The organism is Mesorhizobium sp. YC-39 (assembly GCF_025753795.1).
In the GTDB taxonomy this organism is placed as follows: domain Bacteria; phylum Pseudomonadota; class Alphaproteobacteria; order Rhizobiales; family Rhizobiaceae; genus Mesorhizobium.
Genome location: NZ_JAOWPS010000001.1, coordinates 1,783,806 through 1,810,196 on the forward strand (window position 1 = coordinate 1,783,806; position 26,391 = coordinate 1,810,196).

The 26,391-nt window shown below is 64.8% G+C and carries 21 protein-coding genes; 12 read left to right on the forward strand and 9 right to left on the reverse strand.

The window, feature by feature from the left end; genetic code table 11:
• Window positions 1–9 precede the first annotated feature (9 nt).
• From OHD62_RS08390 to OHD62_RS08405, 4 genes are all read right to left on the reverse strand, one after another.
• Window positions 10–972 carry an ABC transporter permease gene (locus OHD62_RS08390; protein ID WP_263782023.1) on the reverse strand — a complete coding sequence of 321 codons (963 nt, stop codon included), beginning with the start codon at window positions 970–972 and terminating at the stop codon, window positions 10–12.
• Window positions 969–1,964 (reverse strand): ABC transporter permease, encoded by a 996-nt coding sequence (locus tag OHD62_RS08395; RefSeq protein WP_263782024.1) that lies wholly within the window; start codon window positions 1,962–1,964, stop codon window positions 969–971. Before OHD62_RS08395 ends, OHD62_RS08390 begins: the two co-directional genes overlap by 4 nt.
• The gene (locus tag OHD62_RS08400; RefSeq protein ID WP_263782025.1) at window positions 1,942–3,420 is read right to left on the reverse strand and encodes a sugar ABC transporter ATP-binding protein; all 1,479 of its coding nucleotides are present in this window, start codon (window positions 3,418–3,420) and stop codon (window positions 1,942–1,944) included. The genes OHD62_RS08395 and OHD62_RS08400 overlap by 23 nt, the downstream gene beginning before the upstream one ends.
• Before the next feature lie 87 nt (window positions 3,421–3,507).
• Window positions 3,508–4,629 (reverse strand): sugar ABC transporter substrate-binding protein, encoded by a 1,122-nt coding sequence (locus tag OHD62_RS08405; protein WP_263782026.1) that lies wholly within the window; start codon window positions 4,627–4,629, stop codon window positions 3,508–3,510.
• A gap of 271 nt (window positions 4,630–4,900) precedes the next feature.
• Between OHD62_RS08405 and OHD62_RS08410 the strand changes: the two genes are divergently transcribed.
• From OHD62_RS08410 to OHD62_RS08455, 10 genes are all read left to right on the forward strand, one after another.
• Window positions 4,901–5,914, forward strand: a complete 1,014-nt coding sequence (locus OHD62_RS08410) for a LacI family DNA-binding transcriptional regulator (RefSeq protein ID WP_263782027.1) — start codon at window positions 4,901–4,903, stop codon at window positions 5,912–5,914.
• 439 nt (window positions 5,915–6,353) lie between these two features.
• Window positions 6,354–7,613, forward strand: a complete 1,260-nt coding sequence (locus OHD62_RS08415) for a sugar ABC transporter substrate-binding protein (protein WP_263782028.1) — start codon at window positions 6,354–6,356, stop codon at window positions 7,611–7,613.
• On the forward strand, window positions 7,610–9,181 hold the full coding sequence (locus OHD62_RS08420; protein ID WP_263782029.1) for a sugar ABC transporter ATP-binding protein: 1,572 nt from the start codon (window positions 7,610–7,612) through the stop codon (window positions 9,179–9,181). Before OHD62_RS08415 ends, OHD62_RS08420 begins: the two co-directional genes overlap by 4 nt.
• Before the next feature lie 8 nt (window positions 9,182–9,189).
• Window positions 9,190–10,164: an ABC transporter permease gene (locus OHD62_RS08425; protein ID WP_263782030.1), complete on the forward strand. Its 975-nt coding sequence runs from the start codon at window positions 9,190–9,192 to the stop codon at window positions 10,162–10,164.
• A gap of 16 nt (window positions 10,165–10,180) precedes the next feature.
• The gene (locus OHD62_RS08430; RefSeq protein ID WP_263782031.1) at window positions 10,181–11,200 is read left to right on the forward strand and encodes an aldo/keto reductase; all 1,020 of its coding nucleotides are present in this window, start codon (window positions 10,181–10,183) and stop codon (window positions 11,198–11,200) included.
• A 9-nt stretch (window positions 11,201–11,209) separates the two neighbouring features.
• Window positions 11,210–11,983, forward strand: coding sequence for an SDR family NAD(P)-dependent oxidoreductase (locus OHD62_RS08435; protein ID WP_263782032.1), 774 nt, complete (start codon window positions 11,210–11,212; stop codon window positions 11,981–11,983).
• A gap of 6 nt (window positions 11,984–11,989) precedes the next feature.
• The gene (locus OHD62_RS08440) at window positions 11,990–13,222 is read left to right on the forward strand and encodes an acyl-CoA dehydrogenase family protein (RefSeq protein ID WP_263782033.1); all 1,233 of its coding nucleotides are present in this window, start codon (window positions 11,990–11,992) and stop codon (window positions 13,220–13,222) included.
• Window positions 13,206–14,246, forward strand: a complete 1,041-nt coding sequence (locus OHD62_RS08445; protein ID WP_263782034.1) for a phosphotransferase family protein — start codon at window positions 13,206–13,208, stop codon at window positions 14,244–14,246. Before OHD62_RS08440 ends, OHD62_RS08445 begins: the two co-directional genes overlap by 17 nt.
• Window positions 14,247–14,355: 109 nt before the next feature.
• Window positions 14,356–15,036, forward strand: coding sequence for an SDR family NAD(P)-dependent oxidoreductase (locus tag OHD62_RS08450; protein WP_263782035.1), 681 nt, complete (start codon window positions 14,356–14,358; stop codon window positions 15,034–15,036).
• Window positions 15,037–15,218: 182 nt separating this feature from the next.
• Window positions 15,219–16,238 (forward strand): isopenicillin N synthase family dioxygenase, encoded by a 1,020-nt coding sequence (locus tag OHD62_RS08455; RefSeq protein WP_263782036.1) that lies wholly within the window; start codon window positions 15,219–15,221, stop codon window positions 16,236–16,238.
• Between the two features lie 24 nt (window positions 16,239–16,262).
• Here the strand turns inward: OHD62_RS08455 and OHD62_RS08460 are convergent, their stop codons facing one another.
• Window positions 16,263–16,580, reverse strand: a complete 318-nt coding sequence (locus OHD62_RS08460; RefSeq protein ID WP_263782038.1) for a hypothetical protein — start codon at window positions 16,578–16,580, stop codon at window positions 16,263–16,265.
• Window positions 16,581–16,601: 21 nt separating this feature from the next.
• Between OHD62_RS08460 and OHD62_RS08465 the strand changes: the two genes are divergently transcribed.
• Together OHD62_RS08465 and OHD62_RS08470 are read left to right on the forward strand one after the other, a co-directional pair.
• Window positions 16,602–17,780, forward strand: a complete 1,179-nt coding sequence (locus tag OHD62_RS08465) for a hypothetical protein (protein WP_263782039.1) — start codon at window positions 16,602–16,604, stop codon at window positions 17,778–17,780.
• Between the two features lie 162 nt (window positions 17,781–17,942).
• Entirely contained in the window at window positions 17,943–18,578 is a 636-nt protein-coding gene (locus OHD62_RS08470) for a LysE/ArgO family amino acid transporter (RefSeq protein ID WP_263782040.1), read from the forward strand.
• A gap of 57 nt (window positions 18,579–18,635) precedes the next feature.
• Here OHD62_RS08470 and OHD62_RS08475 read toward each other — a convergent pair whose 3' ends face one another.
• From OHD62_RS08475 to OHD62_RS08490, 4 genes are all read right to left on the reverse strand, one after another.
• Complete coding sequence (locus OHD62_RS08475) at window positions 18,636–21,866, reverse strand: hypothetical protein (RefSeq protein WP_263782041.1); 3,231 nt, start codon at window positions 21,864–21,866, stop codon at window positions 18,636–18,638.
• Window positions 21,867–22,036: 170 nt separating this feature from the next.
• Window positions 22,037–22,744: a phosphoadenylyl-sulfate reductase gene (locus tag OHD62_RS08480; protein WP_263782042.1), complete on the reverse strand. Its 708-nt coding sequence runs from the start codon at window positions 22,742–22,744 to the stop codon at window positions 22,037–22,039.
• 39 nt (window positions 22,745–22,783) lie between these two features.
• Complete coding sequence (locus tag OHD62_RS08485) at window positions 22,784–24,214, reverse strand: putative sulfate exporter family transporter (protein WP_263782043.1); 1,431 nt, start codon at window positions 24,212–24,214, stop codon at window positions 22,784–22,786.
• Window positions 24,211–26,352, reverse strand: coding sequence for a di-heme oxidoredictase family protein (locus OHD62_RS08490; RefSeq protein WP_263782044.1), 2,142 nt, complete (start codon window positions 26,350–26,352; stop codon window positions 24,211–24,213). Before OHD62_RS08490 ends, OHD62_RS08485 begins: the two co-directional genes overlap by 4 nt.
• Between the last annotated feature and the right edge of the window lie 39 nt (window positions 26,353–26,391).

Here is a 26,391-nt window from a genome sequence, read left to right on the forward strand (position 1 = left end):
GGCACGGGCTCAGGCCCGAGCCGGTTGCAGTTTTCGCTCGCGCCGGCGCAGCCAGTAATCGAGCAGCAGCATGGCGAGCAGGATGCCGCCAATGACGATGCTTTCGAACGAACCCGGTATGCCGCCGAGCGACACGGCCGACGAAATCAGGCGGATGATCAGCGCGCCAAGCAGCACGTTGAGGATGGTACCGCGTCCACCCTCTAGCGGCACGCCGCCGACGACGGCAACGGTGATCCCCGAAAGCAGGAAACTGTCGAAGCCGATGCCGGAAGCCGAGCCCGAGCGCAGGGCCGCGAGGATGCCGGCGCTGGCGCCGAGCATGGCAGACCCCGCGAACGCAGTCATATAGACCGGCAAGGTGGCAACGCCGGAGCCGCGCGCACGCTCGAGGTTGCCGCCGACCGCGTACATGGAAAGGCCGAGCCTGGTGTAGCGCATCAGCAGGCCGACAATGATGACGACGACAAAGCCGATCACGCCAAGCAGCGTCACCGGGCCAAACTGGGCGACCAGCGCATCCGAGGCCCAGAACAGGTCCGCGGGCAGGATGGCCGGGCGCTGCGGCGCCATGACCAGGGCCAGGCCACGCAGCGCGATCAGCATGCAGACCGTCAGCACCAGCGAATTCACGCCGGTCTTTTCGATGACATAGCCGATGACCGCGCCGTAGAGGCCGGCGGTGATCAGCGCTGCCGCTATGCCGAGCGCCAGCGACGTCTCGGCCAGCGACAGCGCCATGATCGCTGCGACGGCGGCGACCGAAGCGACGGCAAGGTCGAGCTCGCCGACCACCATCGTCAGCATGATGCCGGTGCCGACCAAGGCGATCAGGCCCATATTCTCGGTAATGGAGGCGGCATTCGCGATGGAGGCGAAGCCCGGCATGGTCAACGAGAAGGCGACCAGCAGCACCACGCAGATGGCGAGCCGCACCTGGAAACCGGTATCGAGCTTGAGTGCGTTCCTCATGAGCCGCGCGCCTTCAGCAGTCGCATCGACAAAAGCACGCCGGCCGCGAGCAATCCCTTCAGCAAGTCGCGCACGCCGGCATCGATGCCGAGCAGCAGCATGATGTTGCCAAGCATGGTCAGCACGATCGCGCCGAAGCCGGCGCGCCAGAGCTGGCCTTCGCCGCCCTGGATGGCGATGCCGCCGACCAGGATGGCGGCGACGACATCGATGGTCAGGCCACGGAACATGTCGCTCTTGGCCTGCGACACCTGGCCGACCACGAGGATGCCGACCAGGGCCGCCGTCAGAGCTGCGGCGACGAAGGCGATCATGACGATGCGGCGGGTCGGCACGCCGATGAGATCAGCCGCCTTCGGATTGGCCCCGGTCAGCACCATCTGGCGGCCGAGCTTCGTCCGCGACAGGAACAGCGAGCCGAGCACCAGGAGCACGACGAAGATGATCGCCTGGTTGGGAATGCCGAACGTCGTGCCGCCGCCCAGCCATGCGATCGGATTGGGGCTGAGCGTGATCGTTCTGTTGTCGGCGAGCATGACGACGCTGCCGAACAGGGCCGAGCCGAAGGCCAGCGTGGTGACGATCGGGTTCAGCCCGCGCGACACCAGATAGCCCTGGACCAGCCCAAGGATGATGGCCACGGCGAAGGCCAGCACGAGAGCCAGGAGAACGGGCTGGCCCGCCGACACCGTTGCCGCGAAGACATAGGCCGCGGTCACCGCCTGCTGCTCGATGGCAAGGCTGACGAACTTGCCCGAGATGGTGATGGCGGCGGTACCGATCGCCGCAATGCCGGTGATGGCCGAGGCCTGGACGACGGCGATCAGATTGGGCGTGGTGCCGAAGCCGTCGACCGTGAGCGCCGCGATTGCAGCCAGCGCCGCGATCGGCAGGAAAGGCCCAAGCCGTCTCAGCCAGACGCGGCGCGGGCTGTGCTCGGCCGTCGCGTCCCGCTGCTTTGCGGCCATGTCACTCACGGTCGATACTGCCATGTGTAATCCATGTCGCCAGTTGGTCCCGGGTCAGTTGCGCCGACGGCGCCTGGTGCACCAGCCTGTTGTCGTGGAAGACCAGCACGCGTTCGCCAAAGCCCAGCACCTCGTCAAGGTCAGTGCTGGCAAACAGGATCGCCAGCCCATCATCGGCCAGTGCGCGCAGCAAGCGGTAGATTTCCGCGCGGGCGCCGACATCGACGCCGCGCGTCGGTTCCTCGAGCAACAGGATCCGCGGCTTGCTCGACAGCCATTTGCCGATCGAAACCTTCTGCGCATTGCCGCCCGAAAGCGCGTGCACCGGACGCTGGCGATAGGCCGGCAGGATGGTCATGCGATCGGCGTTGGCATCGACGGATTGCCGAAGCCGCGAGGGCCGCACCAGGCCCCACAGGCCGGACTGCGCGAGACCCGGCGCGCTCATGCTCTCCCACACCGGCAGGTCGCGAAAGAAGCCGTCCAACTGGCGGTCGTCCGAGCAATAGGCGACAGCTTCCGCCTTGGCGTTGGCAGCCGTGGCGCCCTGGAATTCGATTGCTCCGCCCGACAGCGGGCTGACGCCGGCGATGGCCCGGAGCGGCTCGACGAAACCGCTGCCGAGCTGGCCACAGGCGGCGACGATTTCTCCCGGGCGCAGATCGAGGCCGACCGGGCTCGCAAGGCCGCTGGTAAGGACATCCTTCAGCCGCACCACCGGCGCCGGGAGAGCCGCACCCGCACGCGCCGGCGCGTTCGGATAAAGCTCGTCGAGCTCGCGTCCGATCATCGCATGCACGATGCGGGTCATGCTGGCATCCTTCGTCTCGAACTGGTCGGCGAGCCGCCCGTTGCGGAGGATGACCGCCGCATCGCAAATCTCGTCGAGTTCGTTGAGCCGGTGGGTGATGTAGAGAACGACATTGCCCTCGCTTGCCAGGCGAAGCACGGCCTTGTGTACGAGCTCGATGTCGCTGTCGGCGAGCGCCGCGGTAGGCTCATCGAGGACCAGCACGCGGGCATCCTGGGAGAGCATGCGGGCGATCTCGACCAATTGCCGCTCGCCGATCGTCAACTCGCCGACGGCGGTACCCGGATCGACGTGCCCGAGCCCCAGCCGGTTGAGGTATGGCGCGCAAAGGGCAGGGGCCGATCCCCGTCGCAGCCAGCGGGAGGGCTGCGTCAGCATGAAATTTTCCGCCACGCTGAGATTGGGCAGCACGCTGATCTCCTGCTGCACCACGGCGACGCCCGAGCGGCTGGCGCGCTCGGGACTGGAAAGATCGACCGGCGCGCCGTTGACCCGGATGGCGCCGGCCGTCGGCGTGACCAGGCCGGAGAGGATCTTGACCAGCGTCGACTTGCCGGCGCCGTTCTCGCCGAGCAGCGCCGTCACCTTGCCGGGCTCGACGCTGAACGTCACATCGCTCAGCGCGTGCACCGGTCCATAGGATTTGGACAGACCACTGATTTCAAGCATTTCGCAACACCGGCCGCGGCTGGCGACAGTCAGGAGTCGCCAGCACCCTGGTTTGTCTGGCAGGCTGCCGCGCCTGCCTCCTTCAGATCAATACACGCAATGGTCCGAGAAGGTCTCGCCCCAGAGCTTGAACTTCGACAGGACCTCTCCGGCCTTGGCCTTGTCGGTGCCGACCACGACCTGCGGGTTCGGAATGATGTTGATCTTGCTCGGCGCGAAATTGAACTCGGGCCGGGCATCCGCGGTGTCGGGAGCGATGTATTGGCCGTCCTTCACCTGTTTGCCATATTCGAAGTAGCGCGCCACGACGTTGAGCGAGAACCAGCCTTCGAGGCCGGCCGCCTGCACGCCGGTGGCGAATTCCTTCGCCGACTGGATCGCCGAGATGTCGGCGATGCAGGTGGCGCTGATCAGATAGACGTCCTTGCCGGGCACGAGGCCGACTTCCTCAAGCGCCTGCACGGCGCCGGTCACCGGTCCGTCCGAGGCGCCGTAGACGAAGTTGATACCTTTGCCGCGGATGCTCGGAATGAGCTGGCTCATCGCCTTGTAGCCGCTGGCATTGTCGAAGCCGGCATATTCCGACGCGATCACGTTGAACGGCTTGTCCTTCGTTGCGTCCGCGAAGCCGGCCTCGCGATCGTCGCCCGCCGAATATCCCGGAATGAACTTCAGGATCACCAGGTTGCCGCCGTCGCTGGCCAGCTTGTTGCCGGCCGCGACATAGGCGTCACGCGCCGCGATGGCGTTCTTGCCGGCAACCTGGCCGTTGAAGAAATCGTCGACGCCGGCATAGGCGACGACGAGGTCCTTGGCTTCCGGCCGCAGCGCCTGGTTGACCTGGAAGACCGGCACGCCGGTGCGGCTGAGGCGGCGCAGCGTCGCCAGACCCGCCTGGTTGTCGGCCGGCCACCAGACATAGGCCGCCGGCTGGTTCGGCGAGCCGATGCGTTGCTGGGCCTGCGCGTCCTGCTCGGTCTGGTCGAAATTGTTTTCGATAATGGTGATCTTGTAGTTGGCCTCGGCCGCGCTCTTCTCGGCGCCGCGGATCCACTGCGCCAGATAGGCGTTGCTGCGGCTGGGCATCAGGACGACGATCTCCTTGCCCTCGCCGTCGAGCTTGCCGTCGGCCTCCTGCGCCATGACAGGCGTCCATGCCAGCGCCACGGCAAACAACGCCGCAAAGGCGGCAGCAATCTTCGTTCTCATGACTTCCTCCCGGTTTGTCGCCAAATGAGTAAGCGCCTGAAAACCTCTTGTCAATCGATTGCAAAAAGTGTTGTCATGTGACCAACGGTCGCTGGGAATCGACGGCCGAGCACAGGGGGCGAGCGATCGTGGAGAGACGAAGAATCTTCCATTTGGCCATTCCGATAGTCACCATGGGAAGGCCGGGGGCGAACCATCGCTTGCCAAATATCGGCCGGCCTGCCAGCAAGATCAGGGGATTGGCCGGCACAACGAGGATGCGGGCGAGGCCATGGCGCGCTTGAACATGCGAGAGCTCGCGCTCAAACTTGGCGTCGATCGCGCCACTGTCTCGCGCGCGCTCAGCAACGACAAGGCGCATCTTGTCGCGCCGGCGACGCGGGAACGCATTCGCCAGGCGGCTGGTGCCGCCGGCTACCGGCCGGATCTCACCGCCGCCACGCTGCGCCGCGGCCGCTCGCACACGGTCGGGATACTGGTATCCGATCTCGGCAACGAGACCTTCATCGATGTCATTCGCACCATTTTTCGTCATCTCGACGCGCGTTCGGATGCGCCCTCGATCACGCCGCTCATCGCCGAGACGCTGGACCAGCCCGACGCCACCCGCCGTCTGATCCATACATTCCTGTCGCGGCGCGTCGACGCGATCATTTCGCTCGCTTCGACAGAAGCCGACACCGCAATCCTGCAGGATGCCGCCCGCGAAGTCCCTGTGGTGCTGGCAATCCGCGCCATTGCGGGCGCCGTCTTCCCGTCCGCTTTGTGCGACGACAGGGCGGGAGGGGCGATGGTGGCGACGCATTTTGCCGAGCGGGGGCACAAGATCGTCTGTCAGGTCCAGGGGCCGCCACTGTCGGCGACGTTCAAGAACCGGGCGCTTGGATTCTCGGAGGTCTGCGCCTCACGATCCATCGTTGAAATGCCGCAGCGCATCTTTGCCGAGACCGCGACTTCGGGAGCCGGCAAAAGGGCGCTTGACGCCCTGCTGGCGGTCAGCCCGCGGCCGACGGCGATCTTCGCCCACAATGATGCGCTGGCGCTTGGCGTCATCGAGGCCATGCGCCATCGCGGGCTTCGCTGTCCCGAAGATCTCGCGATCGTCGGCTTCAACAACACGCAGCTTTCGCGGATACTGGCCGTGCCGCTTTCGACTGTGGACTATCCGGTCGAGGAGGTCAGCCGCCACGCCGGTGAACTCGTGCGCAACCTGATCGCCGATCCGTCATACCGCTTCGAAAGCCGGCTGTTTACGCCTTCCCTGATCGTTCGCGCCTCTTCCTGAAGGCGCCCAGATGTCGTGTGGCGAACAGAGCTTGAGGATACCGATCTCATGGCAATTTTCTGCAATCGATTGACAAGGGCCGGCATAGCGGTTCATAAAAATGCTATGGACATCACATCAGGCACTCTGCGCCGGGATCGGGCAGGGCGTCGGCTGAAGTCTCAAAATGATAAATTTTGCGGTTTGATCCGAGGCTCGGAACTGCAAACTGTCATGTGGGCGCCGGGGAGGGCGTCTCAGGTCAATCAACGAACCAGGCAATAAGCGTGCCCGGCCCGTTTTGGGGGGGCGGATCGATGACATGCAGACGGCGCAGCATCGTTCGCACATGCTGGCTGTCGATGGAAAGGGGTGAGGGAAATGCGGCGCAAAGGGGAAACGCATCGCAAAAAAGCAATCGATTGTAGAAACGTCGAGAAATAACCAAAGGGAGTGAAGCATGTCTCGTGAAGAAGATATTGTCAGGACGGTCTCGCAAATTCAGGATCCGATGTCGCGCCGCGTGTTCATGCAGCTCGCCACCGCCGCCGGCATCAGCCTGCCGTTGGGCACGGCGCTGAGCCTGCGGGCAAACCAGACCTTCGCCGCAACCCCAGGCAAGGCGGCGACCTGCGTGGCGACGCTCGCCAACGACTATTGGGCAGCCTTCATCAAGGGCTTCAAGGCGACGTCCTCGGCGCTCAAGATCGACCAGGTCGAGCTCTATCACGACAATGACGCGGCCCGAGAAATCAGCCAGGTTCGCGGCCTGCCCACCCAGGGCGTCAACATGCTGATCAACACGGTTGTCGCTGCCGGCGAGGTGCCGATGATCGCCAAGCTCTGCCAGGAAAACAGCGTCTACTACTCGGCTATCTGGGAAATCCCCGCCTGGTTCACCCCGTCCGATGTCGGCGACTACTTCATCTCCTACATGACCGCCAACTCCGTCGAGGCCGGCTATCAGGTCGGCAAGGAACTGTTCACCTCAATTGGCGGCGAGGGCGAGGTGGTCCATATCAAGGGCCTGGCGACGCCGACCGACGACGCCCGCACCGCCGGCATGATGAAGGCCGCGGCCGAATTCCCCGGCATCAAGGTCGTCGGCGGTCTGCGCGGCGACTGGGTCCGCGAAAAAGCGCGCACGGTCATGCTCAGCATGGTCACCGCCTATCCGAACATGAAGGCGGTCTTTGCACAAAACGATTCCATGGCGCTGGGCGCGCTCTCGGTGCTCAAGGAGCGCAACCTGACCAACGTCAAGATCGCCGGTATCGACGGTCTTTCGGAAGGCCTGCAGGAGGTCGCCAAGGGCGAGCAGTTCGTTGCCACCAACACCTCGCTCGCGCCCTACCAGGCCGGCTTTGCCGCGGTCATGCTGTTCGATGCATTGAACGGCTGGAAGCCGACGCTTGCCGAGCGGCTGCTCTACACCGGCTCGCTTACCGCGACCGCCAAAACTGCCGCCTCGATTGACGAGAAGGTTTACAAGGGCGCCGAGCTGCCGTTCGATTTCGCCAAGATGAGCCGCACCCTCAATCCCGACAATTGGGATCCGCAAAACAACATCTACCCGATCGATCCCGCCACCCAGTGGGCAGGTCAGGAGGGTCAGGACAAGCTCAACGCCGCCTATGGCGATGCGGCGAAATGGAAGGCCGAGTTCGACGCGGTCACCAAGCTCTACGCCGACCATTACAAGAGCGGCCCGTTCAAGTGACCTCCCTGACCGTGGTCGGTCGTCCGGATCTTCCGGGCGGCCGGCCGGCCGCAGCACCCGCGCTCGAGCTTCGCGATATCTCCAAGACTTACCCCGGCACCAACGCGCTGACGGGGGTAAGCTTCGTCCTGCGTCGCCACCAGATGCTCGGTCTGGTCGGTGAGAACGGCGCCGGCAAATCGACATTGCTGTCGATCATCAACGGTACCGTCCGCCCGGACACCGGCACCATAGCGATCAATGGCGATCCGGTGCGCTTCGGCCATCCGACGGAGGCCGCGCGCCACGGCGTCGCCACCGTCTTCCAGGAGCAAGGACTGATCCCGACCATCCCCGTCTTCGAGAACATCTTTCTCGGACGCGAGACCAAATTCACCGTGGCCGGCGGTCTCAGGCGCAAGGCAATGATCGCCGAGGCGCGCGCGGTGCTCGAAGAGCTCGAAGTCGATGTCAGCCCGACGGCGCTCACCGGCGCACTCTCCTTCGGCCAGCGCCAGCTTGTCGAGATCGCCAAGGCTTTCGCGCTCAGCCGCGTCTATCCGGTCGAGCCGATCATCCTTCTCGACGAACCGACCAGCGCGCTTTCGGACCACGAAACCGCCAAGCTTTTCGACGGCATCAACCGCTGGCGCTCGCGCGCCTCCTTCGTGCTCGTGTCGCATCGCCTGTCCGACGTCTTCGCCATATGCGACGAGGTCGTCGCCTTGAAGGACGGCCATGTCGTCGATCAGCGACCGATCAAGAGCATCGACGAGGTGGCGCTGCACGAACTGATCGTCGGCCGCCAGCGCAATGCCGAATACTATCGCGAGGCGGTCCAGCGCGAGCCGTCCGCCACCGTCGCGTTGCGCGCCACCGGCATCAGCAAACCAGGCCATCTGCGCGGCGTCTCGCTTGATCTGCGCGAAGGCGAAATCCTCGGCATCGCCGGGGTCCTGGGGTCCGGCAAGTCGACGCTTGCCAGGATCATCGCCGGCGCCGAAGCGCAGGGCGAGGGCGACGTCGTCGTCGAGGGCGCCACGCTGCGCCGTGGCTCGCGCCGCGACGCCATACGCCATGGCATTGGCTTCGTGCCCGCCGAGCGCAGCGTCGCCGGCATCATCGGCACCGATACCGTCGACTGGAACCTGACGCTGCCGAACCTGAAGCAGATTGCCCTCGGCTTCCTCGGCCTGATCTCGCCCCGGCGCAGCCGGGCGCTCACCGTCGAATGGATGCAGCGGCTCAAGGTGCGCGCACCCGGGCCGGCGGCAGCCTGCCGCACGCTGTCGGGCGGGAACCAGCAGAAGATCGTCTTCGCCAAATGGCTGGCGCGCGGCGTTCGCATCCTGGTCCTGGACGATCCGGGCCGCGGCCTCGATGTCGGCGCCAAGGAGGACATCTATTCGCTGATGCGCGAGATCGCCGACAAGGGCGCGGCCGTGCTTCTGGTCTCGGACAATCTGCCCGAGCTGATCGGGCTCTCCAATCGGATAATGGTGCTTCGCGATGGCGTGGTTTCCGCCATCGTCGAGACGCCGAAGGACGCCAAGCCACGCGAAGTCGACGTGGTTTCGGCAATGCTATAGGGGTTGAAATGGCAGAAGTTGCGGCCACCGTGGCCAAGAAGCAGGGCGACTTCAATCTTCGCACGATCGTTTTGCCAATCATCGCGATCGTTGTGCTCGTCGCCTATTTCTCCTACGTCAATCCGCTGTTCTTCTCGGCCTCCAATGCGCTCAACATCGGCCGGCAGTCGTCGGTGCTTTTGATGGTCGCGCTCGCCGGAACCGTGGTCATCCTGATCGGCTCGATCGACCTTTCGGTCGGCGCGCTGGTGACGCTGACCGGCATTCTTGCCGCGCTCACCGTCGACCAGTTCGGCCTCGCCGGCGCGACGCTGGTCGGAATCGGCGTCGGCGCCCTTGTCGGCCTGGTCAATGGCAGTCTCGTCACCATGCTCAAAGTGCCGTCCTTCCTGGTCACGCTCGGCATGCTGTCGATCCTCTCCGGTGTCGCCAACCAGATCTCGCAGGGCCAGTCGATCCTGTTCGCCGACAGCCTGCTGCCGGATCTGGTCAACGGCTCCTTCGTGCTCGGCGTCCCCAACGTCATCTGGTTCGCGCTGATCGCCACCGCCGTGCTCACCGTCGTCGCCTTCCGCACCAAGCTTGGCCGCTATCTTTACGCGCTCGGCGGCGGCGAGATCGTCGCCTCGCATGCGGGCGTCCCGGTCACCTTCTATAAGATACTCGCCTTCGTGCTGGCCGGCGGCATTTGCGGCCTCGCCGGCGTCATGCTGACCGGCCAGGTCGGCGCCGGCACGCCCACAGCTGGAAGCAGCCTGCTGCTCAATTCGATCGCCGCCGTCGTCATGGGCGGCACGGCCCTTTCCGGCGGCATTGGCGGCCCACACCGGACGTTCCTCGGCGTGCTCGTCATTGCTATCCTGACCAACGGCATGGATGTCACGGAGGTCAACAGCTTCACCCAGGACATCGTCAAGGGCTTCGTCATCATCCTGGCGGTCTCGCTCACCATCGACCGCTCGAAATATCTTTTCATCAAGTGACAGAAGGGGTCTGTTCATGAACGCGTCGGACAAGAAGAAATTCGGCCGCACCGGCCTCGAAGTCACCACGATGGGTTTCGGCACGGCGCCGCTCGGTAACCAGTTCCGCGCCGTCCCGGAAGCGGACGTTCGCGACGTCATCAAAGGCGCGTGGGATGCTGGGCTCCGCTATTTCGATACGGCGCCGATGTATGGCCATGGCCTGTCCGAGCGCCGGCTGGGCGAGGGGCTACGCGCCTTCCCGCGCGACGAATATGTTCTGTCGACCAAGGTCGGACGGTTGCTCGCTCCGGTGCCGAAGGGCGAGATGAAATCCTTCTTCTGGGTCGACATGCCACCCTTCGAGGTCGTCCACGACTACAGCTATGACGGCTGCATGCGCTCCTTCGAGGACAGTCTGCAGCGGCTCGGCGTGTCGCGCATCGACATCCTCTTCATCCATGACATCGATGTCTTCTCGCACGGACCCGATCTTCAGAAGCAGCATTTCCGCACCGCCATGGACAGCGGCTACAAAGCGCTGGAGAAGCTGCGCTCCGAGAAGGTGGTTTCGGCCATCGGTGTCGGCTGCAATGAATGGCAGGTTTGCGAGGCGGCACTGCGTGAGCGCGATTTCGACTGTTTCCTGCTAGCCGGCCGCTACACGCTGCTCGAACAGGACGCGCTCGACACGTTCCTGCCGCTCTGCGAGGAGCGCGACGTCGCCATCGTGCTTGGTGGCGGCTTCAACAGCGGCATCCTCGCCACCGGCGCGGTGAAGGGCGCGCATTACAATTACAGGGAAGCCGAGGAGCCGATCCTCCAGCAGGTCAGCAAGATCGAGGCGGTGTGCCGCGAGTTCAATGTGCCGCTCGCGGCCGCCGCACTACAGTTCGTGCTGGCTCATCCGTCGATCCCGACGAACATACCGGGCACCCGCACCAGGAAGCATCTTGACCAGAACGTCGCCCTCATCAGCCATCCCATTCCGGTCGAATTCTGGGCGGCGCTGAAGAAGCAAGGTCTGATCCGCGAGAACGCCCCGACGCCGGCCTGACGGCTGGTCATGGTTCAAGACCTCCCCGTCATGTTTCAGGACCTCAAGGGCAAATCCGCGCTGGTCACCGGCGCCTCAGGCGGGCTCGGGCTCTATTTTGCCGAGCTTCTGGCCCGGCGTGGTGTCTCGGTCACGCTGGCCGCGCGCCGAAAGCAGGCGCTCGGCGAAGCCGCGGAAAAAATACGTGTGGCCGGCGGCAGCGCCGCCGCTGTCGAGATGGACGTCGCCGACAGCGCTTCGGTGGCGGCGGCACTCGCGCAAGCGGGCACGCCTTTCGATATCCTGGTCAACAATGCCGGCGTCAGCGGAACCGCGCCAGCGCTCGATCTCGACGAGGCCGGCTGGGACAGTGTGATCGACACCAACCTCAAGGGCAGCTTCGTCGTCGCCCAGGCGGTGGCGCGCGGCATGCGGGCCTCGGGCAGCAGCGGCGCCATCGTCAACATCGCCTCGATCCTCGGCTATCGTGTCGCCGGCAATGTCAGTGCCTATTCCACTTCAAAGGCGGGCGTGATCCAGTTGACCAAGGCACTGGCGCTGGAATGGGCGCGTTATGGAATTCGTGTCAACGCACTTTGCCCCGGCTATATCGAAACGGACATCAATCGCGATTTCTTTACCTCGGAAACCGGCCTTCAGCTCATCAAGCGCATTCCGCAGCGCCGGCTGGGCCGGCCGGATGAACTTGCGGGCGCGCTGCTGTTGCTCGCATCCGATGCCGGCAGCTACATTACCGGCTCGACCATCGAGGTCGATGGCGGCCATCTCGTTTCATCCTTGTGAGTGCTCATGAATTTCGACATTCCCGCCCGCACCGAAGCTTTCCGCGCTGAGATCGCCGACTTCGTCGCGCGCGAGATCCTGCCGCTGGAGGCTGAGAGAACGTCCTACGACGCCTATGGCAACATCGCGCTGCCGCTGCTGGAGACGCTGCGGGCCAAGGCGCGCGCGGCCGGCCTTTGGTGTTTGCAGCTGAAGCCCGAGACCGGCGGGGCGGGCCTTTCCAAGGTGGAGATGGCCGTCTGCTATGAGGAGATGAACCGCTCGATCTTCGGTCCGGTCGTGTTCAATTCCGCGGCGCCCGATGACGGCAACATGATGGTGCTGGAAGCGCTGGGGACGCAGGAGCAGAAACAGAAATGGCTGCAGCCGATCGTCGAGGGCAAGGTCCGTTCGGCCTTCGCGATGACCGAGCCGCATCCGGGTGGCGGTTCCGACCCGTCGATGATCATGACCAAGGCCGAGCGGCGCGGCGACAAATATGTGGTCAGCGGCCGCAAATGGTTCATCACCGGCGCGGGCGAAGCCAGCCATTTCATTGTCGTCGCGCGCACCTCGGACGATCCGCGCCGCGGGCTTTCGGCCCTGCTGTTCCACAAGGACCAGCCCGGTTGGCGGATCCTGCGGCGCATCGAGATCATGGGTCCGGAAGAGCATGGCGGCCATTGCGAACTGGAATTCGACGGGCTGGAAGTGCCGGTCGAGGACGTACTCGCCGGCGAAGGCAGCGGGCTGAAGGTCACCCAGGTCCGGCTCGGTCCGGCGCGGCTCACCCACTGCATGCGTTGGCTGGGACTGTCCAAGCGCTGCATCGAGATCGCTCGCGCCTATGCCGCCGAACGCCATGGCTTTGGCAAGCTTCTGGCCGACCGGGAGAGCATCCAGCTCATGCTCGGCGATCTTGCCATGCGCATCGAGATCGGCCGGCTGCTGGTGATGAAGGCGGCCTGGGAGCTCGATCGCGGCGGCTTCGCCCGCAAGGAGGTCTCCATGGCCAAGGTCCAGGTCGCCAATGTCTTGCATGACGCCGCCGACGTGGCGATCCAGATCAACGGCGCGCGCGGCTATTCGAAGGACACGGTGCTCGAATGGATCTACCGCTATGCCCGCCAGGCCCGGCTGGTCGATGGCGCCGACGAGGTCCACAAGATGGTGCTCAACCGGTTCCTCAACGAGGAAGGCACAGGCTTCTGGCGCTGGAATGTCGAAGCGGGCGAAACGAGCCATGCCGGAAGACGCTGAACGCGTGACGCGGCCGGATTTCGACCCATCGCGGCTGGAGGATTTTCTCAAAAGCCAGTTCGGCGCTGGCCTTCTGTCGCTGCAGCGGATCGGCGGCGGCCAGTCGAACCCGACCTATTTCGTCGACTACGGCGGACATCGCATGGTACTGCGCAAGAAGCCCAACGGGCCGATCCTGCGCGGCGCCCACGCCATCGATCGCGAATACCGGGTGATCGAGGCACTCGCTCCAACCAATGTGCCGGTGCCGCGGCCAGTGCTTTATCACACCGGCGACGAATTGCTCGGCACACCCTTCTATCTGATGGAACGCCTCGACGGCCGCGTGTTCCATGATTGCGCATTGCCGGGATTGTCGGGCGACGAGCGGCGCGGCATCTATCTCGGCATGGCCGAAGCCATGGCCAAACTGCACGCCATCCAGCCGGAAGAGGTCGGGCTCGGCGACTACGGCCGGCCGGGAAACTATTTTGAGCGGCAGATCGCGCGCTGGACGAAGCAGTTGCAGGAATCGCCGAGCGACCGCATCGCGGCGCTCGAAGCCGTGGCCGAATGGTTGCCTCGAAATCTTCCGCCGGACGATGGCCGCATCGCCATCGCGCATGGCGACTTCCGCCTCGGCAATCTCCTCTTTCATCCCGAGCGGCCTGAGGTGATCGGCATCCTCGACTGGGAATTGTCGACGCTCGGCCACCCGCTTGCCGATCTCGGCTTCTGCTTGATGCCCTGGCATTCTTCACCGAATGAGTATGGCGGCATCCTCGGCCTCGATCATGCCGCACTCGGCATTCCGAGCCAGCGCGAGTTCCTCGATCACTATTTCGCCCGTGCCGTGCCCACTGGGCCGCTGCTGCCGTTCCATCTGGTTTTCTCCCTGTTTCGCTTCGCGGTGATCTTCGTCGGTATTGCCGACCGCGCACAGGTCGGCAGCGCGGCCGCGGCCAATGCGGCCGAAATTGCGCCGCTGGCCGGCCGCTTCGCCGCCCGCGCCGTGGAAGTCATCGACGGCGCCCGGCCATGGTGATGCTCGCAGGCTGCGCTGGTGCCAAGGATTTGCAGGAATACTTTTTCTTGCCTGTCAGGCATCCAGGAGCGACCTTGCCTTGGCCACCATCCAAAAATGGAGAAGCTCCATGACATCCGACGTTGCAGTTATCGCGGGCGCAGGACCGGGATTGAGCGGTTCGCTCGCTCGCCTTCTCGCTAAGGAGGGCTTTCGGGTGGTCCTGGCTGCCCGCAATGTCGGCAAGCTTGCCGCGCTGGTCGAGGAGACCGGCGCGGTGGCGGTCGAAACGGACGTGGCCGATGCCGCTTCGGTCGCAAATCTGTTCGACGTGGCCGACAAGGCCGGTGCACTGTCGCTTGCGGTGTTCAACGCCAGCGGCCGCACTCGCGGGTCGATCGCCGACCTCGACCCCGAAGCAGTCAGGCAGGCATTGCTGGTCGGCGCTTATGGCGGGTTCCTGATCGGCCAGCAGGCGGCCCGCCGGTTGCTTGCCCGCGGCTCGGGCTCGATCCTGTTCACCGGCGCCACCGCGAGCGTCAAGGGGTTTTCGGGTTCGGCCGGCTTTGCCATGCCAAAGTTCGGCCTGCGCGGGCTGGCGCAATCCATGGCCCGCGAACTGGCGCCGAAAAACATCCATGTCGCGCATTTCATCATCGACGGTGCGATTGCGCCGTCGGGGCAGGCTGATGAATCCGACCGCCGGCTGTCTCCAGACGCGATCGCGCAAACCTATCTTGCCATCCATCGACAGCATCGCAGCGCGTGGAGCTCAGAGCTCGAAATCAGGCCATGGGTTGAGACTTTCTGACCTTCGGCCGCGGCGGTTCGCGCGTAGGTCGTGAACATTCGCTCGGACATTATTTGCCTGCTCATCGCCAAACACAGCGCTGACTTTCTTCCATTCGCGTCGAGATTGGATCGGGCGTTGCTTTGATCGCGGCGTCCTGCATGCCACCGTAAGGGTATGATCCAAGCGGAAGGAGCCTGACCATGGCCAGGATTGTACCTGTGCTCGATCTCAGCCGTCTCGAACAGGGCGCATCGGAGGAGCGGACCTTTCTGTTCGACCTGCGTATGGCCGCCCGCGATGTCGGTTTCTTCTATCTCAGCGGCCATGGCATATCGGCTGCGGAGATCGAGGACGTGCTCAATGCCTCGCGCCGGTTCTTTGCCTTGGCCGAAGCCGACAAGCTGGCGATCGAAATGGTCAAGTCCTCGCAATTCCGGGGCTATACACGCGCCGGCGGTGAGTTGACCAAGGGCAAGGCCGACTGGCGCGAACAGCTCGATATCGGCGTTGAGCGCCCGCCCATACCGCAAGGACCGGGCGTTCCCGCCTGGACGCGGCTGCAGGGGCCGAACCAATGGCCTCAATCATTGCCGGAACTGAAGCCGGCTCTGCTGGCATGGCAGACCAAGGCGACGGCGGTGGCGATCCGCCTGCTGAAGGCCTTCGCGCTGTCGCTCGACCAGAGCGAGGACGCGTTCGATCCGATCTACCGCGGTGAGCCCAACCACCGCATGAAGATCGTGCGCTATCCTGGCCGGCATTCGACCGGCGACGACCAGGGCGTCGGCGCGCACAAGGATGGTGGCTTTCTGACGCTCCTGCTCCAGGACGAGAACAAGGGGCTGCAGGTCGACTATGATGGCAGCTGGGTGAATGTGGATCCGATCCCCGGAACGCTGGTGGTCAATATCGGCGAGCTCCTCGAACTGGCGTCGAATGGCTATCTCAGGGCGACGATCCATCGTGTCGTGACGCCGCCGGCCGGCGCCGAGCGGATTTCCGTCCCCTTCTTCTTCAGCGCCCGCCTCGATGCGACGATCCCGCTGCTTGCCTTGCCCGAGGAACTGGCGGCCGAGACACGCGGGCCGGCGAGCGACCCGGACAATCCGCTGTTTCGCGATGTCGGGACCAATGTGCTGAAAAGCCGCCTGCGCTCCCATCCCGACGTGGCCCGCCAGCACTATTCGGACTTGCTTGCAACCGGTGCGGCACCGGTTTGAATCGGGGAGAGTGGGACGGGAATTTCATCTTTGCTTAAGGTTTTGGAATTTTTTCCGTCGCCAATGCGCCCAAATCAGTTCAAACAGGTAGAATCGTTCGGCGGTTTCCTCCCATTCCGCTGAACGGTGTTCCCCTCTGAAGGTTGTAAACCTTCTTTCTTGGCCGGGCCGCATTCGAGCCCGGCCATTTTTCCGCGCTTCTTGCAAATCGCCTTCGATCAAGGCAGGAGTCTTCCTCGATTCCTGGCTGCGACAACGGCTCGATCTTGCCGGGAAAGCCTTGTATTCGCCGAAACGCCTCATGCGCGTCGCGAACAGGTAACGACCGACCAGCAGCGTCAATCCAGAAGACTGAGGATATTCATGCAGCTTTCGATGTGGACCTATCCCTGGGATGTTCAGGATCTGGGCCTGGAGACGGTCGAACGCGATCTTGTCGAACGCGCCGGGCTCAACATGATCAGCCTCGCCACCTCCTATCATGCCGGCCGCTTCCTGCAGCCGCGCAGCCCGCGCCGGAAGGCCTACTTTCCGGAAGACGGCACCATCTATTTCAAGCCAACCGCTGCACGCTGGGCCAGTCTCGCCATCCAACCCAAGGTCGCGGACGTGATCACCGAGGGTGGCGACGTGCTTGGCGAACTTGTCCGCAGGCGCGACGCGGGCGGGCTCGGGGTTTCCTGCTGGACGGTCTGCCTGCACAACACCCGCCTCGGCATGCTGCATCCGCAGGCCGTCACCCGCAATGCCTTCGGCGATGCCAACTACTACAATCTCTGTCCGTCGCATCCGGATGCGCGCGCCTATCTCCGCGCGCTGGTCGCCGACGTCACGCACAGCTATAGGCCGGACAGGATCGAGCTTGAAAGCCCGTCCTTCATGGGCTTTGCCCATGAGTACCACCACGAGAAGGATGGCGTCGGACTGACGCCGGAAGACGACTTTCTGCTGTCGCTGTGTTTTTGCCCGTCCTGCCTCGCCCGTGCGGCCCATGCCGGCGTCGATGGCGAGGCGGCGCGCAGGCTCGTCAGCCAATGGATCGTCGAGACCTGCGAGCACGCGGTGCCCGAACGGCGCTTCCCCGACTTTCCCGCCAGCGGCCTCGACGCATTTCTGCCCTGGCCGGAACTCCATGCCTATCTCATCTGGCGCTTCGAGCCGGTGACCAGCCTGGTCGCCGAGCTGCGCGAGGTGGCGCATCCCACGACGAAGGTCGTCGTCATCGACCTGAAAGACGGCTGGCTCGGCGGCTGCGATCTGGCAGCGCTCGGCAAGGTCTGCGACGGGGCGATCCTGTGTGCCTACGACATGCAGGCCAGCAATGTCGCAAGCCTGATGGCGGCCGGCCGCGCCGTGCTCGGAGCGGAAAAATTCCTCGGCGCCGGCTACCGGCTGTTCTATCCGGAAATGACAGGTCCCGACATGCTTGCCTCCAAAGTCAAACCGGCGCTGGCGCCCGACGTCGACGGCATCAATTTCTACAATTACGGCCTTGTCCCCGCCGCGCGTCTGGACTGGATAGGCGCCGCGCAAGCCGTCTGAGAAAACCGGTCCGCGTCCGGCTGAATTCCGAAGCCGTGACCTGAAAACCGCACTGCCGGCTTTGTCGCGTAAGTGATCCATATGTGACTGCCTTCCACACTGCACGTGCGGGAGGCAGCAGATGCGCAACATTGCACGCTCGAAAAAGCCGGGTGACGTCGCATGACAGCCGACGCCCTGTTGTCGCCGGCGATGGTCTCCGGCTTCGTGTTCGGCCTCGGGCTGATCTTTTCCCTCGGGCCTCAGAACCTCATGCTTATCCAGGCCGGATTGACGCGCAGCCATCCTTTCGCGGTCGCTTCCACCGGCTACGTCTCGGAGATCGCCCTCGTGAGCATGGGAATTGGCGGGTTTGGAACGTTGCTGACGCACAATCCCGCAATCTCAGGCATGCTGCAGGCGGCATGCGCCGGATTTCTCGCCTGGTGGGGCGCGCGCACCTTGCGCGCGGTCAACCGGACATCCGGCATGGAGATTGCCGCAGCAGGCCGCAAGTCGCGATACCAAGCGATCGGCTCGATGCTTGCCGCCACCTGGCTCAATCCGCTGGTCTGGCTCGAGGCGATGTTTCTCGTCGGCGTGCTTTCGTTCAGCTACGGCAGTGGGGAACAGGCGGGTTTCGCCGGCGGATTCCTCGCCGCTTCCGCAATCAAGTTCTATGGCTGGAGCCTGGCCGGGTTGAGCCTGTCCCGCCGCTTCGACCGCCCGATCCATCGCAAGCGGATGGACATCGTCGCGGGCCTTGTTCTGATCCTCGCTGCGCTTGTCTTGGCTGCAAACATTCTGAAAGGCGTTTGAGTGATCGCCGGGCTCACGAGGACCCGGAGTTTCGCGCGACCGCGCTGGGAATTTTCGTCAGCGCGTCTGCCGCGCGAGATGCGGATCGACCAGAGCGCGTATTTCGGCCGCGGGCCCGCCTTCGCCAGCGGCACGCAATGCCCGCTCGTAGCGTGCATAGTCGTCGACCGCGCCTTCGAAATCACGGCGCGACAGCCGCTCCTTGATCAGCGCCTTGAAGAGCGGACCGGCATCCGGATAAAAATCCAATGCTCTGAGATAGACGGAACGCGCTTGATCGGCGTTGCCGGCCGCCTCCAGCCGCTGGCCGATCCGCAAGCCGAGATCGATCAGGTCGCGACGCACTTTTTCGGAAGCGGCGAGCGACCAGGAATTGGCTCGCTCGTGCAGAAACAATGCGCCGGGGAATGCGAGGAAGAGTGCCTCCGCGTCGGGGCGCAGTCCGACTGTCCCGCCATTGGCCGTCGCCACTGCTTTGAGCCGTGCATCCCACGCGGCGAGGTCGACCCAGACCTTGTCCGATGCGAGGCGAAGCCTGCCTTCGCGCTGGGCGATGAGGTCGGTGCGCCCCAGCAGCTTGCGCAGCCGGTGCAGCGCTTGCTCGCACGCCGCCCGCGCCTGATCGCCGTCAAGATCCGGCCACAACCAGTCCTGCAGGGTTTCCAGCGAACAGGTGTTGTCTTTCGCGATCGCCAGCACCCGCAATATGTCGAGCGCCTTGGTCGGTGGCTTGGCGCCGAGAGGCAGAGGTTCGCCGTCGAGTTCGAGCCGGAAGCCGCCGAGACCATGGACCTTGAGCGGCCAGGGCCAGGCTGCGGGCCGCCGCTGCGGCACGTTCAGCCGGCGTTCGCGGATCAGCGATCGGCAGAGCTCCGGTTCGATGCCGCGCTCGAGCGCATCGCCAAGCAATTCGCCGAGCAGCTCCGGAACGTTGAGCAGCACCATCGGCCAGGAGATTTCGCGCAGCGCCTCCAGGAAGGCCTTCAGCCGGTCGCCATAATGTGGATCGTCGCCCCACAAACTTTCCAGCGCCTCGGCCGCCAGGATGCATATCTCGCTCCGCTTGTGGGCGCCGCCGTCCAGCTTGGGCAACAGCTCGCCGAGAAGCGTGGCGGCTTCGCGCGGCTTCCTGTCGGCGAGCAGCACCTGGAACTTCGTGATGTAATGCGGCCAGCGCTCGACCATGGGCTCGTTGGCGGCCTCGATCGCCGCCATGAAGCGCTCGCAATCCTGATAGGCGGCTGTGAAATCGCCTTGCCTTGCATGCAGCGCGGCGTGGCAATCGGCGACGACGGCCACCTGCGTGGTGAAGCGGCTGTCGCCGATCTCGGCCAATCGTGCGACCACCTGGTGGAACTCGGCAAAATCGTTGCGGACCTTCATCTGCATCTGGAGATGGTAGAGCCCACCGAACTCCACGCTCCTGAGCGACTCACGCTCGCCAATGGCGATCGCCGCCCGCAACGCCGCTTCGGACGACGGATAGGGAAAATTCCTTCTTTTGTAGGGGAAGTAACGGCCACTCTCCGCGCCAAAGGCGACCAGCCACATGCCGAGAATCCAGGGCAGCGCGTCCTTGTTGCTCAAATCGTCGATGACGCTGTCGACGGCCTTGGCGAACAGATCGGCGCGCATGGTCGACGCCGAAAGATCGATCAGCGTTTCGCTCGCCAGCAACCGCAATCCGCTCGGATCCTGCCTGGCATTCCTGGTCAACCGTTCAAGCAGTTCGGTTTCCAGCTTTTGTCCGGCCGGGCTGCTGCGATAGTAATCCTCGGCGAAGTTCAGCGCACGCATCATGCCGATGCGTACCAGCATCGCTTCCTCGGCAGGCAGTTCCGGCAGGCCGCGTTGGATCAGCTCGAATGCCCGGCGGGTCCATACGGAAAGGCCTTCGTAGGTGCGCCAGCTGGCCGTCTTGACCAGGACGGCGCGCGACACTGTAAGACACAGGCCGCGCGGATCGTCGGCCTCGCCAAAGGCCTGCCATGCCTTCGCCAGCCAGCGCTCCGCCGCGACGTCGTCCGGCACATGGGCCACGCCCAGCCAATAGAAATGCCAGCCGTTCATCAGCGCTTCCGGCAATCGGCCGCACCAGTCGATGAAAGTCGCCCGGCCGCCTTGCGCCAGCACAGCCTCCGCGCGGCTCAATATGAGTTTGCCGGCAAGCCCCCAGTCCTCGGCCTGCAAGGCAAGCGGTATGGCTTCATCCAGACGGCCTGCCTGGATGAGGATCGTCGCCGCCTTTCGTTTCAGCAACCTCTGCTCTTCCCATGGCACGCGCTCAGCGAAACACCGGTCGAGGAAATCCCGCAACAGGTCGTGCAGGTAGAAGACGTCACGGCTGCTTTCCGTGCGCGTGACGAGCAACTGACGCCTGTAGAGTCGCTCAAGCAACTTTCCCGCCTCGCCCGATCCGATCATCTCGTCGGCCAGCCCGGCGCTGATTTCGGGCAGCAGGTTGAGCTTCAGGAGCATGTCCTGGTCGGCGGCGGGGAGGGAAAGGAAGAAGTGGCGGCCAAGAACATCCAACAGTGCGTTCTGCGCGCCTGGGACGTTCGCGTCATCAGGTCCGACCGTCGAGCCGTGATCGGCGAGCAGGACCAGTCCGATTGCCCAGCCGCGCGCGGCTTCGACATCGACCGAGACGTTCTTTGAACGCAGTTGGACGAGATCGCGCGCTTCCGCGGTCGAGAATTCAAGCGCCGACCTGTCGACGACGGCCATCTGGCCTCTGAGGACGAGGTCGCCCAGTTCCTCCCGTGGCAGCGTTCGCGAGGCGCAGATGCACCGAACCGTGTCCGGAAGCTCCCGGAACATCACCGAAAGCACCCCACGAAACTCCGGCGTATCGGCATCGTGCAGATCGTCGAGGACCAGAACGGTGCCGGGTTTCAGCCGCGCGAAATAGGCCCTGAAGAAGCGCCTGGCGAACTCCTTTGGCTGCTCGGCATATTCGACGCCGAACACCGGCATGTCTGTGGCCGAGTTGAGGGATTGAGCCAGATACTGAAAGAAGCGCGCAATGTCCTGGTCGCCCTCGTCGACACGGAACCACACATGCGGCGCCTCGACGCTTTCGAGATAGTCGATGACCGCGGTCGTCTTGCCGTAGCCCGCTGGCGCCGCTATCCAGCACACGCTCGATCGCGACCTCCGGTCGATCGCTTCGAGAACACGGTTGCGTCTCAGTATCCTGGCGCTGCGCGGCGCTGCCAGTTTGGCGATCCGGCCCGTGGCCGGGAGCAGGCGCCTCGCATCGGCTTCGATGGCGTCTAGGGGGGTCATCGGGGCTCCCGTTCGACCAATCCTCGGACGCCGGTCGTGCCGCCAGGACCGTTCCGCCGCCCACATCTTTCCCCAGCGTAACGCAATCATGCGACAATTCTAGTGGCTTTGCAGGGTGAAGCGGCATGGCCGATCCGACGCACGGACCTCAATGTCCACGCAGCCGCGAATCAGGATGCGGATGGCGCCGGGTTGCGTGAGGCGGCGGGCGACCGGTGGATCCCGCATTCCAGCTTCGGCAATCCGCTCCAGCGGCCCACGCGCGGGTTGTCCGCGCTGCCGCCCGCGACCGTGCAGGGCGCGCAACCGATCGAGAAGTAGCCTTTTTCGAGCAGCGAATGCCGGGGCAGGCGATGGTGATCGAAATAGGCCTCGATCTCAGGGCGCGTGAAGCGGGCGAGCGGGTCGATCTTCAAGCGCCCGTCATCTTCCTCAAGCGTCGACACATCCGTGCGCAGCCCGCCATGATATCGCTTGCGGCCGGAAATCCAGGCCTTGAACCCGGCCAGGGCTCCTTCGAGCGGCAGAACCTTGCGGATGTGGCAGCACCGGTCCGGATTGCGGGAGTGCAGCGATCCCGCAGCGTCCAACGCCCGCAAGGCATCCGCGTTGGGCGTCACCACGCGCACATCGGTCAGGCCGAGCAGCGTTATCAGTTGCGCGCGATAGGCGATCGTCTCGGCAAACAGCTTTCCCGTGTCGAGCGTGATGACGGGAAGCGAACGATCGATCGAAGCGGCCATATGCAGCAGCACCGCCGATTCCGCGCCGAACGAGGAGACGAGCGCGATATTTCCGCAAAACAGCCCGGTGACTAGTGGCGCCAGCAGGTCAGCCCCGTCGAGATCATCCAGCTCTGCGATGACGGCCTCATACATGGCGGTTCGGCCGATCAGCAACAGCGGGAGGCAGCCGATTCATAGCTTTGCCACGAAATCGAGGATCGCCTGCCGGTCGGCGTCGCCAAGGTCGAAGAAGCGGTCGCGCACGATCCGCGCAGTCCCGCCATGGGCGAGAACCGCGTCACGCAGCGTGGTGGCGCGGCCGTCATGCAGATAGCGTTCGCGAAGGTGTATGCCGACGAGTGGTGCGGTTCGCCATTCGGCGCCGATGGCGTCGCCCTGGACGATCTTGTCGTCGAGCGCCGGCCCCATGTCGTGCAGCAGCAGGTCCGAGTAGAGCCGGACCTCGCCCTTGACGCCCTCCAGCGCCGGCACATGGCATTTGGCGCAACCGGTCGAGGCGAAGAGCCTTCCGCCCTGGCTGCCAAGCATCGCGCCTTCGCTCGACGAAGGCGCTGCGGCCTGGAAGGCCGCCGAGAAGGGCATCAGCGCACCATAGGCCAGCGCTGCCGACAGAACCACCCCGACAAAACCGACACCAATCAGACGCCAGGCGCCGCCGGCCTCCCCGAGCCGCCCGATGCGTGTGGTGATCCCAAGCGCGACCATCACCATCAGGAACAGGAACTGGTCGACGTCGAGGATCGCGCGGCGCAGTTGCGGATCGAGGGTGATCGCGGAATTGATGAGCACGACGCCAACGAACGCGGCGATGAACCACGGGAACGGGATTGGCGCCGCCTCCTGTCCCTTGTTTCGGCCGCGAAGGACCAGGCCGGCGGCGAGCAGCAGCGGGATGAGCATCAGCACCTTGCTGAGCTTGACCAGCGTGGCGGTGTTCAGCGCCCCGTCCGAGATGGCGAAGGAGGCGCCGTAGACCTGCGCCAGCTCGAAGATGCTCGCTCCGACGAACACGCCATAGAGGCGGTCGTCGAGATGCGGCAGCCAACCACCCAGGAATAGGACGGGATAGACGAGCAATGCCACCGTGCCGCTCAGCGTGATCAAGGCGATGGCGATGCCGGCGCTCTGGTCGCGCGCGCGCACCAGCGCGGCCATGGAAAGGATCGCCGCGGCGCCGCAGACGGCGCTGCCGGTAGCGACAAGCAGCGCGACCTCGGCGTCGAGCCTGAACAGCTTGCGCGCGACGGCGTAGAGCAGGCTCAGGACCAGGACCAGCTCGATGGCTGCCACCGCGAGCGGCATGAACCCGAGATCCAGGAACAGCCGCGTGGTGATGCGGAAGCCGACCAGCACCACGGCGAACCGCAACAGATAGCGCTTGGTGAAGTCGAGCCCCGGGCGCAAGGCGTCCGGACAGGCGAAACTGTTGCCGATCAGGAGGCCGAAGAGCATGGCGACGAGCACCGGATTGCGCGACAGTGGCTCGCCAAGTCCACCGGCGATCCAGCCGGCCGCAAGGGCGAGCGCGGCGGCAATGATGATGCCCGGCAAGACCGGGCGCGCTTTTCCCGGCGCATCCGAGAGCGTCAGGGCGAAGCTCATGGCTTGGCCTCCCCGGGCAGGCCGAGCATTCGCAGATAGGAAGCCACCGCGTCGATCTGCGCGGCATCCTGCTCGACCGGCTGCGCCTGCGCCCCGAGGCCGGTGGCGATCGCGCTGGTGACGCCGAGTTCCCTGGCGAAAGCATCCGCCACCATCTCTTCGAGGTTGGCGATATCAGCCTTCCAGCCGTAGCGGCCGACCCGCGATGCCCCGTTGGCGTCGACGACATGATGCGCACGGCCCTTGATGCCATCGCCCTTGCTCACCGCCTGTGCCTCGATGACGCTGTCGGGGATCTCGTCGATCCTGGCGATACCGTAGAGAGCGGGCGGCATGCGCAGCGAGATCACATTGGCCTGGCGCGGCATCGCCGCCGGCACGGCCGAGTTGCCGTCGACCAGCGCATAGCGCCTGGCGACCGGGCTGTTGGGATGATCGATCGCAGCCGTGCGCCCGGACCCCGGATCCATATGGGCTATCCGGCGCGCAAAATGGCTTTCATCGATGCTCGCGCCGCCAGGCCCGGGATGGCAGGCCAGGCAGGACGTTGCGTTGAACCACGGACCGAGACCCGTCTGCGGGGTGAAATCGGTCTGGAACAGCTGTTTGCCGCGCGCCGCGAGATCGGCGTCGGCTGTTGCGCTTTGCGTCTGTTGCGTCGTCACCGATGCGCCGTGCTCGTCGAAGGTGGGGATCTCGATGAGCGCGCCGTCGCGACCCGGAAATCCGGGAAGCTTGCCGCCTATTGTTATCCAGATCCGCTGTGCGTCCGCCGAGGTCGCGATCGCGCGGAGGCGATCGGGTCCCAGAGGCCCGAGGCCGGGAATCTCGATCGTCGCCCGGGCGAGAAGCCGGCCGTCCTGGCTGAGCCGCAGCAGCGAGCCGTCGCCGCGATTGGCGACGAAGAGATCGGAGCCGCCGGCGAGCGTCGTGTGGCTCGAGAATTGCGGATTGGCGATTTCGGGAATGGCCGGGGCGATGTCGACCGGACGGTCGAATTGCGGCAGCGCGATCGTACGGGTCCGGGCGACCGTGAAATGCCGCCGGTCGTCATCGAGGTCGAGCAGCACCAGCCGGTCGCGCCCGGGGTCGGCGACATAGAGGACCCGGTCCGGATTCCACTTGAAGGCGACGCCGATGACGCCGGGATCGTCGCCGATGCCCCGGCCGGTGCTTACCGTGCCGGGGCCGGCCAGGCCGTCGACGCCGTCCTGGACATGGATCTGGACCACGCCGCCATCAGCCGTGACGGCGGCGAACACGGCAAAGCCGCTGCCGTCCGGTGACGGACCGAGAAACGCGGTTCCGAGCGCGCCGGTCTGCAATCCGCCTGATGTCAGCTGGCCACTCGTCCGGTAGTTCATGAGCTTGGCGAGCCAGCCGCTGGGTTGTGCTTTCGGCGTGCGCTCACGATCGGTAAGCCGGCCAAAGAACACGCCGCCGGCCTCGCGGCTCGGCGCGTTGGCAAGCGGGGCTCCGTCTGGATCGACAACGCTGACGCTGCCTTCGCCATCCATCCCGTTCGGCGCGTTCGCGATCCAGGGCCTGCCGAAGGCATTGTTGATGGAAATGTATCGCGGCCCGGATGCAGCTGCGAAAAGGGCTGTTCGGGCGCCGCTATTGTAATGCCTGTTGAGAAATGGTTCGCTCTGCGCGGTATAGAGCTGGACCCGGCTGTCCCGGTTGCCGGTGAGGTCTTCCGGAACGACGATGGTGCTGTCCGGTACGGCCCCCCGCGGATCGATGGACAGGATCGCGCCGACCTCAAGTGCTGGATCGCCTGGCGGTGCGCCGAAATTGCTGCCCACGGCCACCAGAACCCTGAGCGGATCGAGCTCCCGCCCTTCGCGCGTCGCCATAAGGAATTCTGGATTTCCCGGTATAGGTCCGCCGACATGAAAGCGCCCCACCTCGCGCACGCCGGCCACATCCGGCAGCCCGACAGCGACGATGCGGGCGCTCAGGCGCCAACCGGGGGTCCGCTCTCCAGCGAGCCCCGGGGTCGGCAGCAGGCTGAGAAATATCGCCGTTGCCCTCAGCATGTTCCAGCGAGCAGAAAAACCCGACAGCACGGACCATCGCCGGGGCTGATGAGTTCCGACGAAATCAGTTCGGGCCACTGCACGGTCTTTTCGCATGGCGACGCCTCCGGCGGTCCTGCGCGCATGGTGACGCTC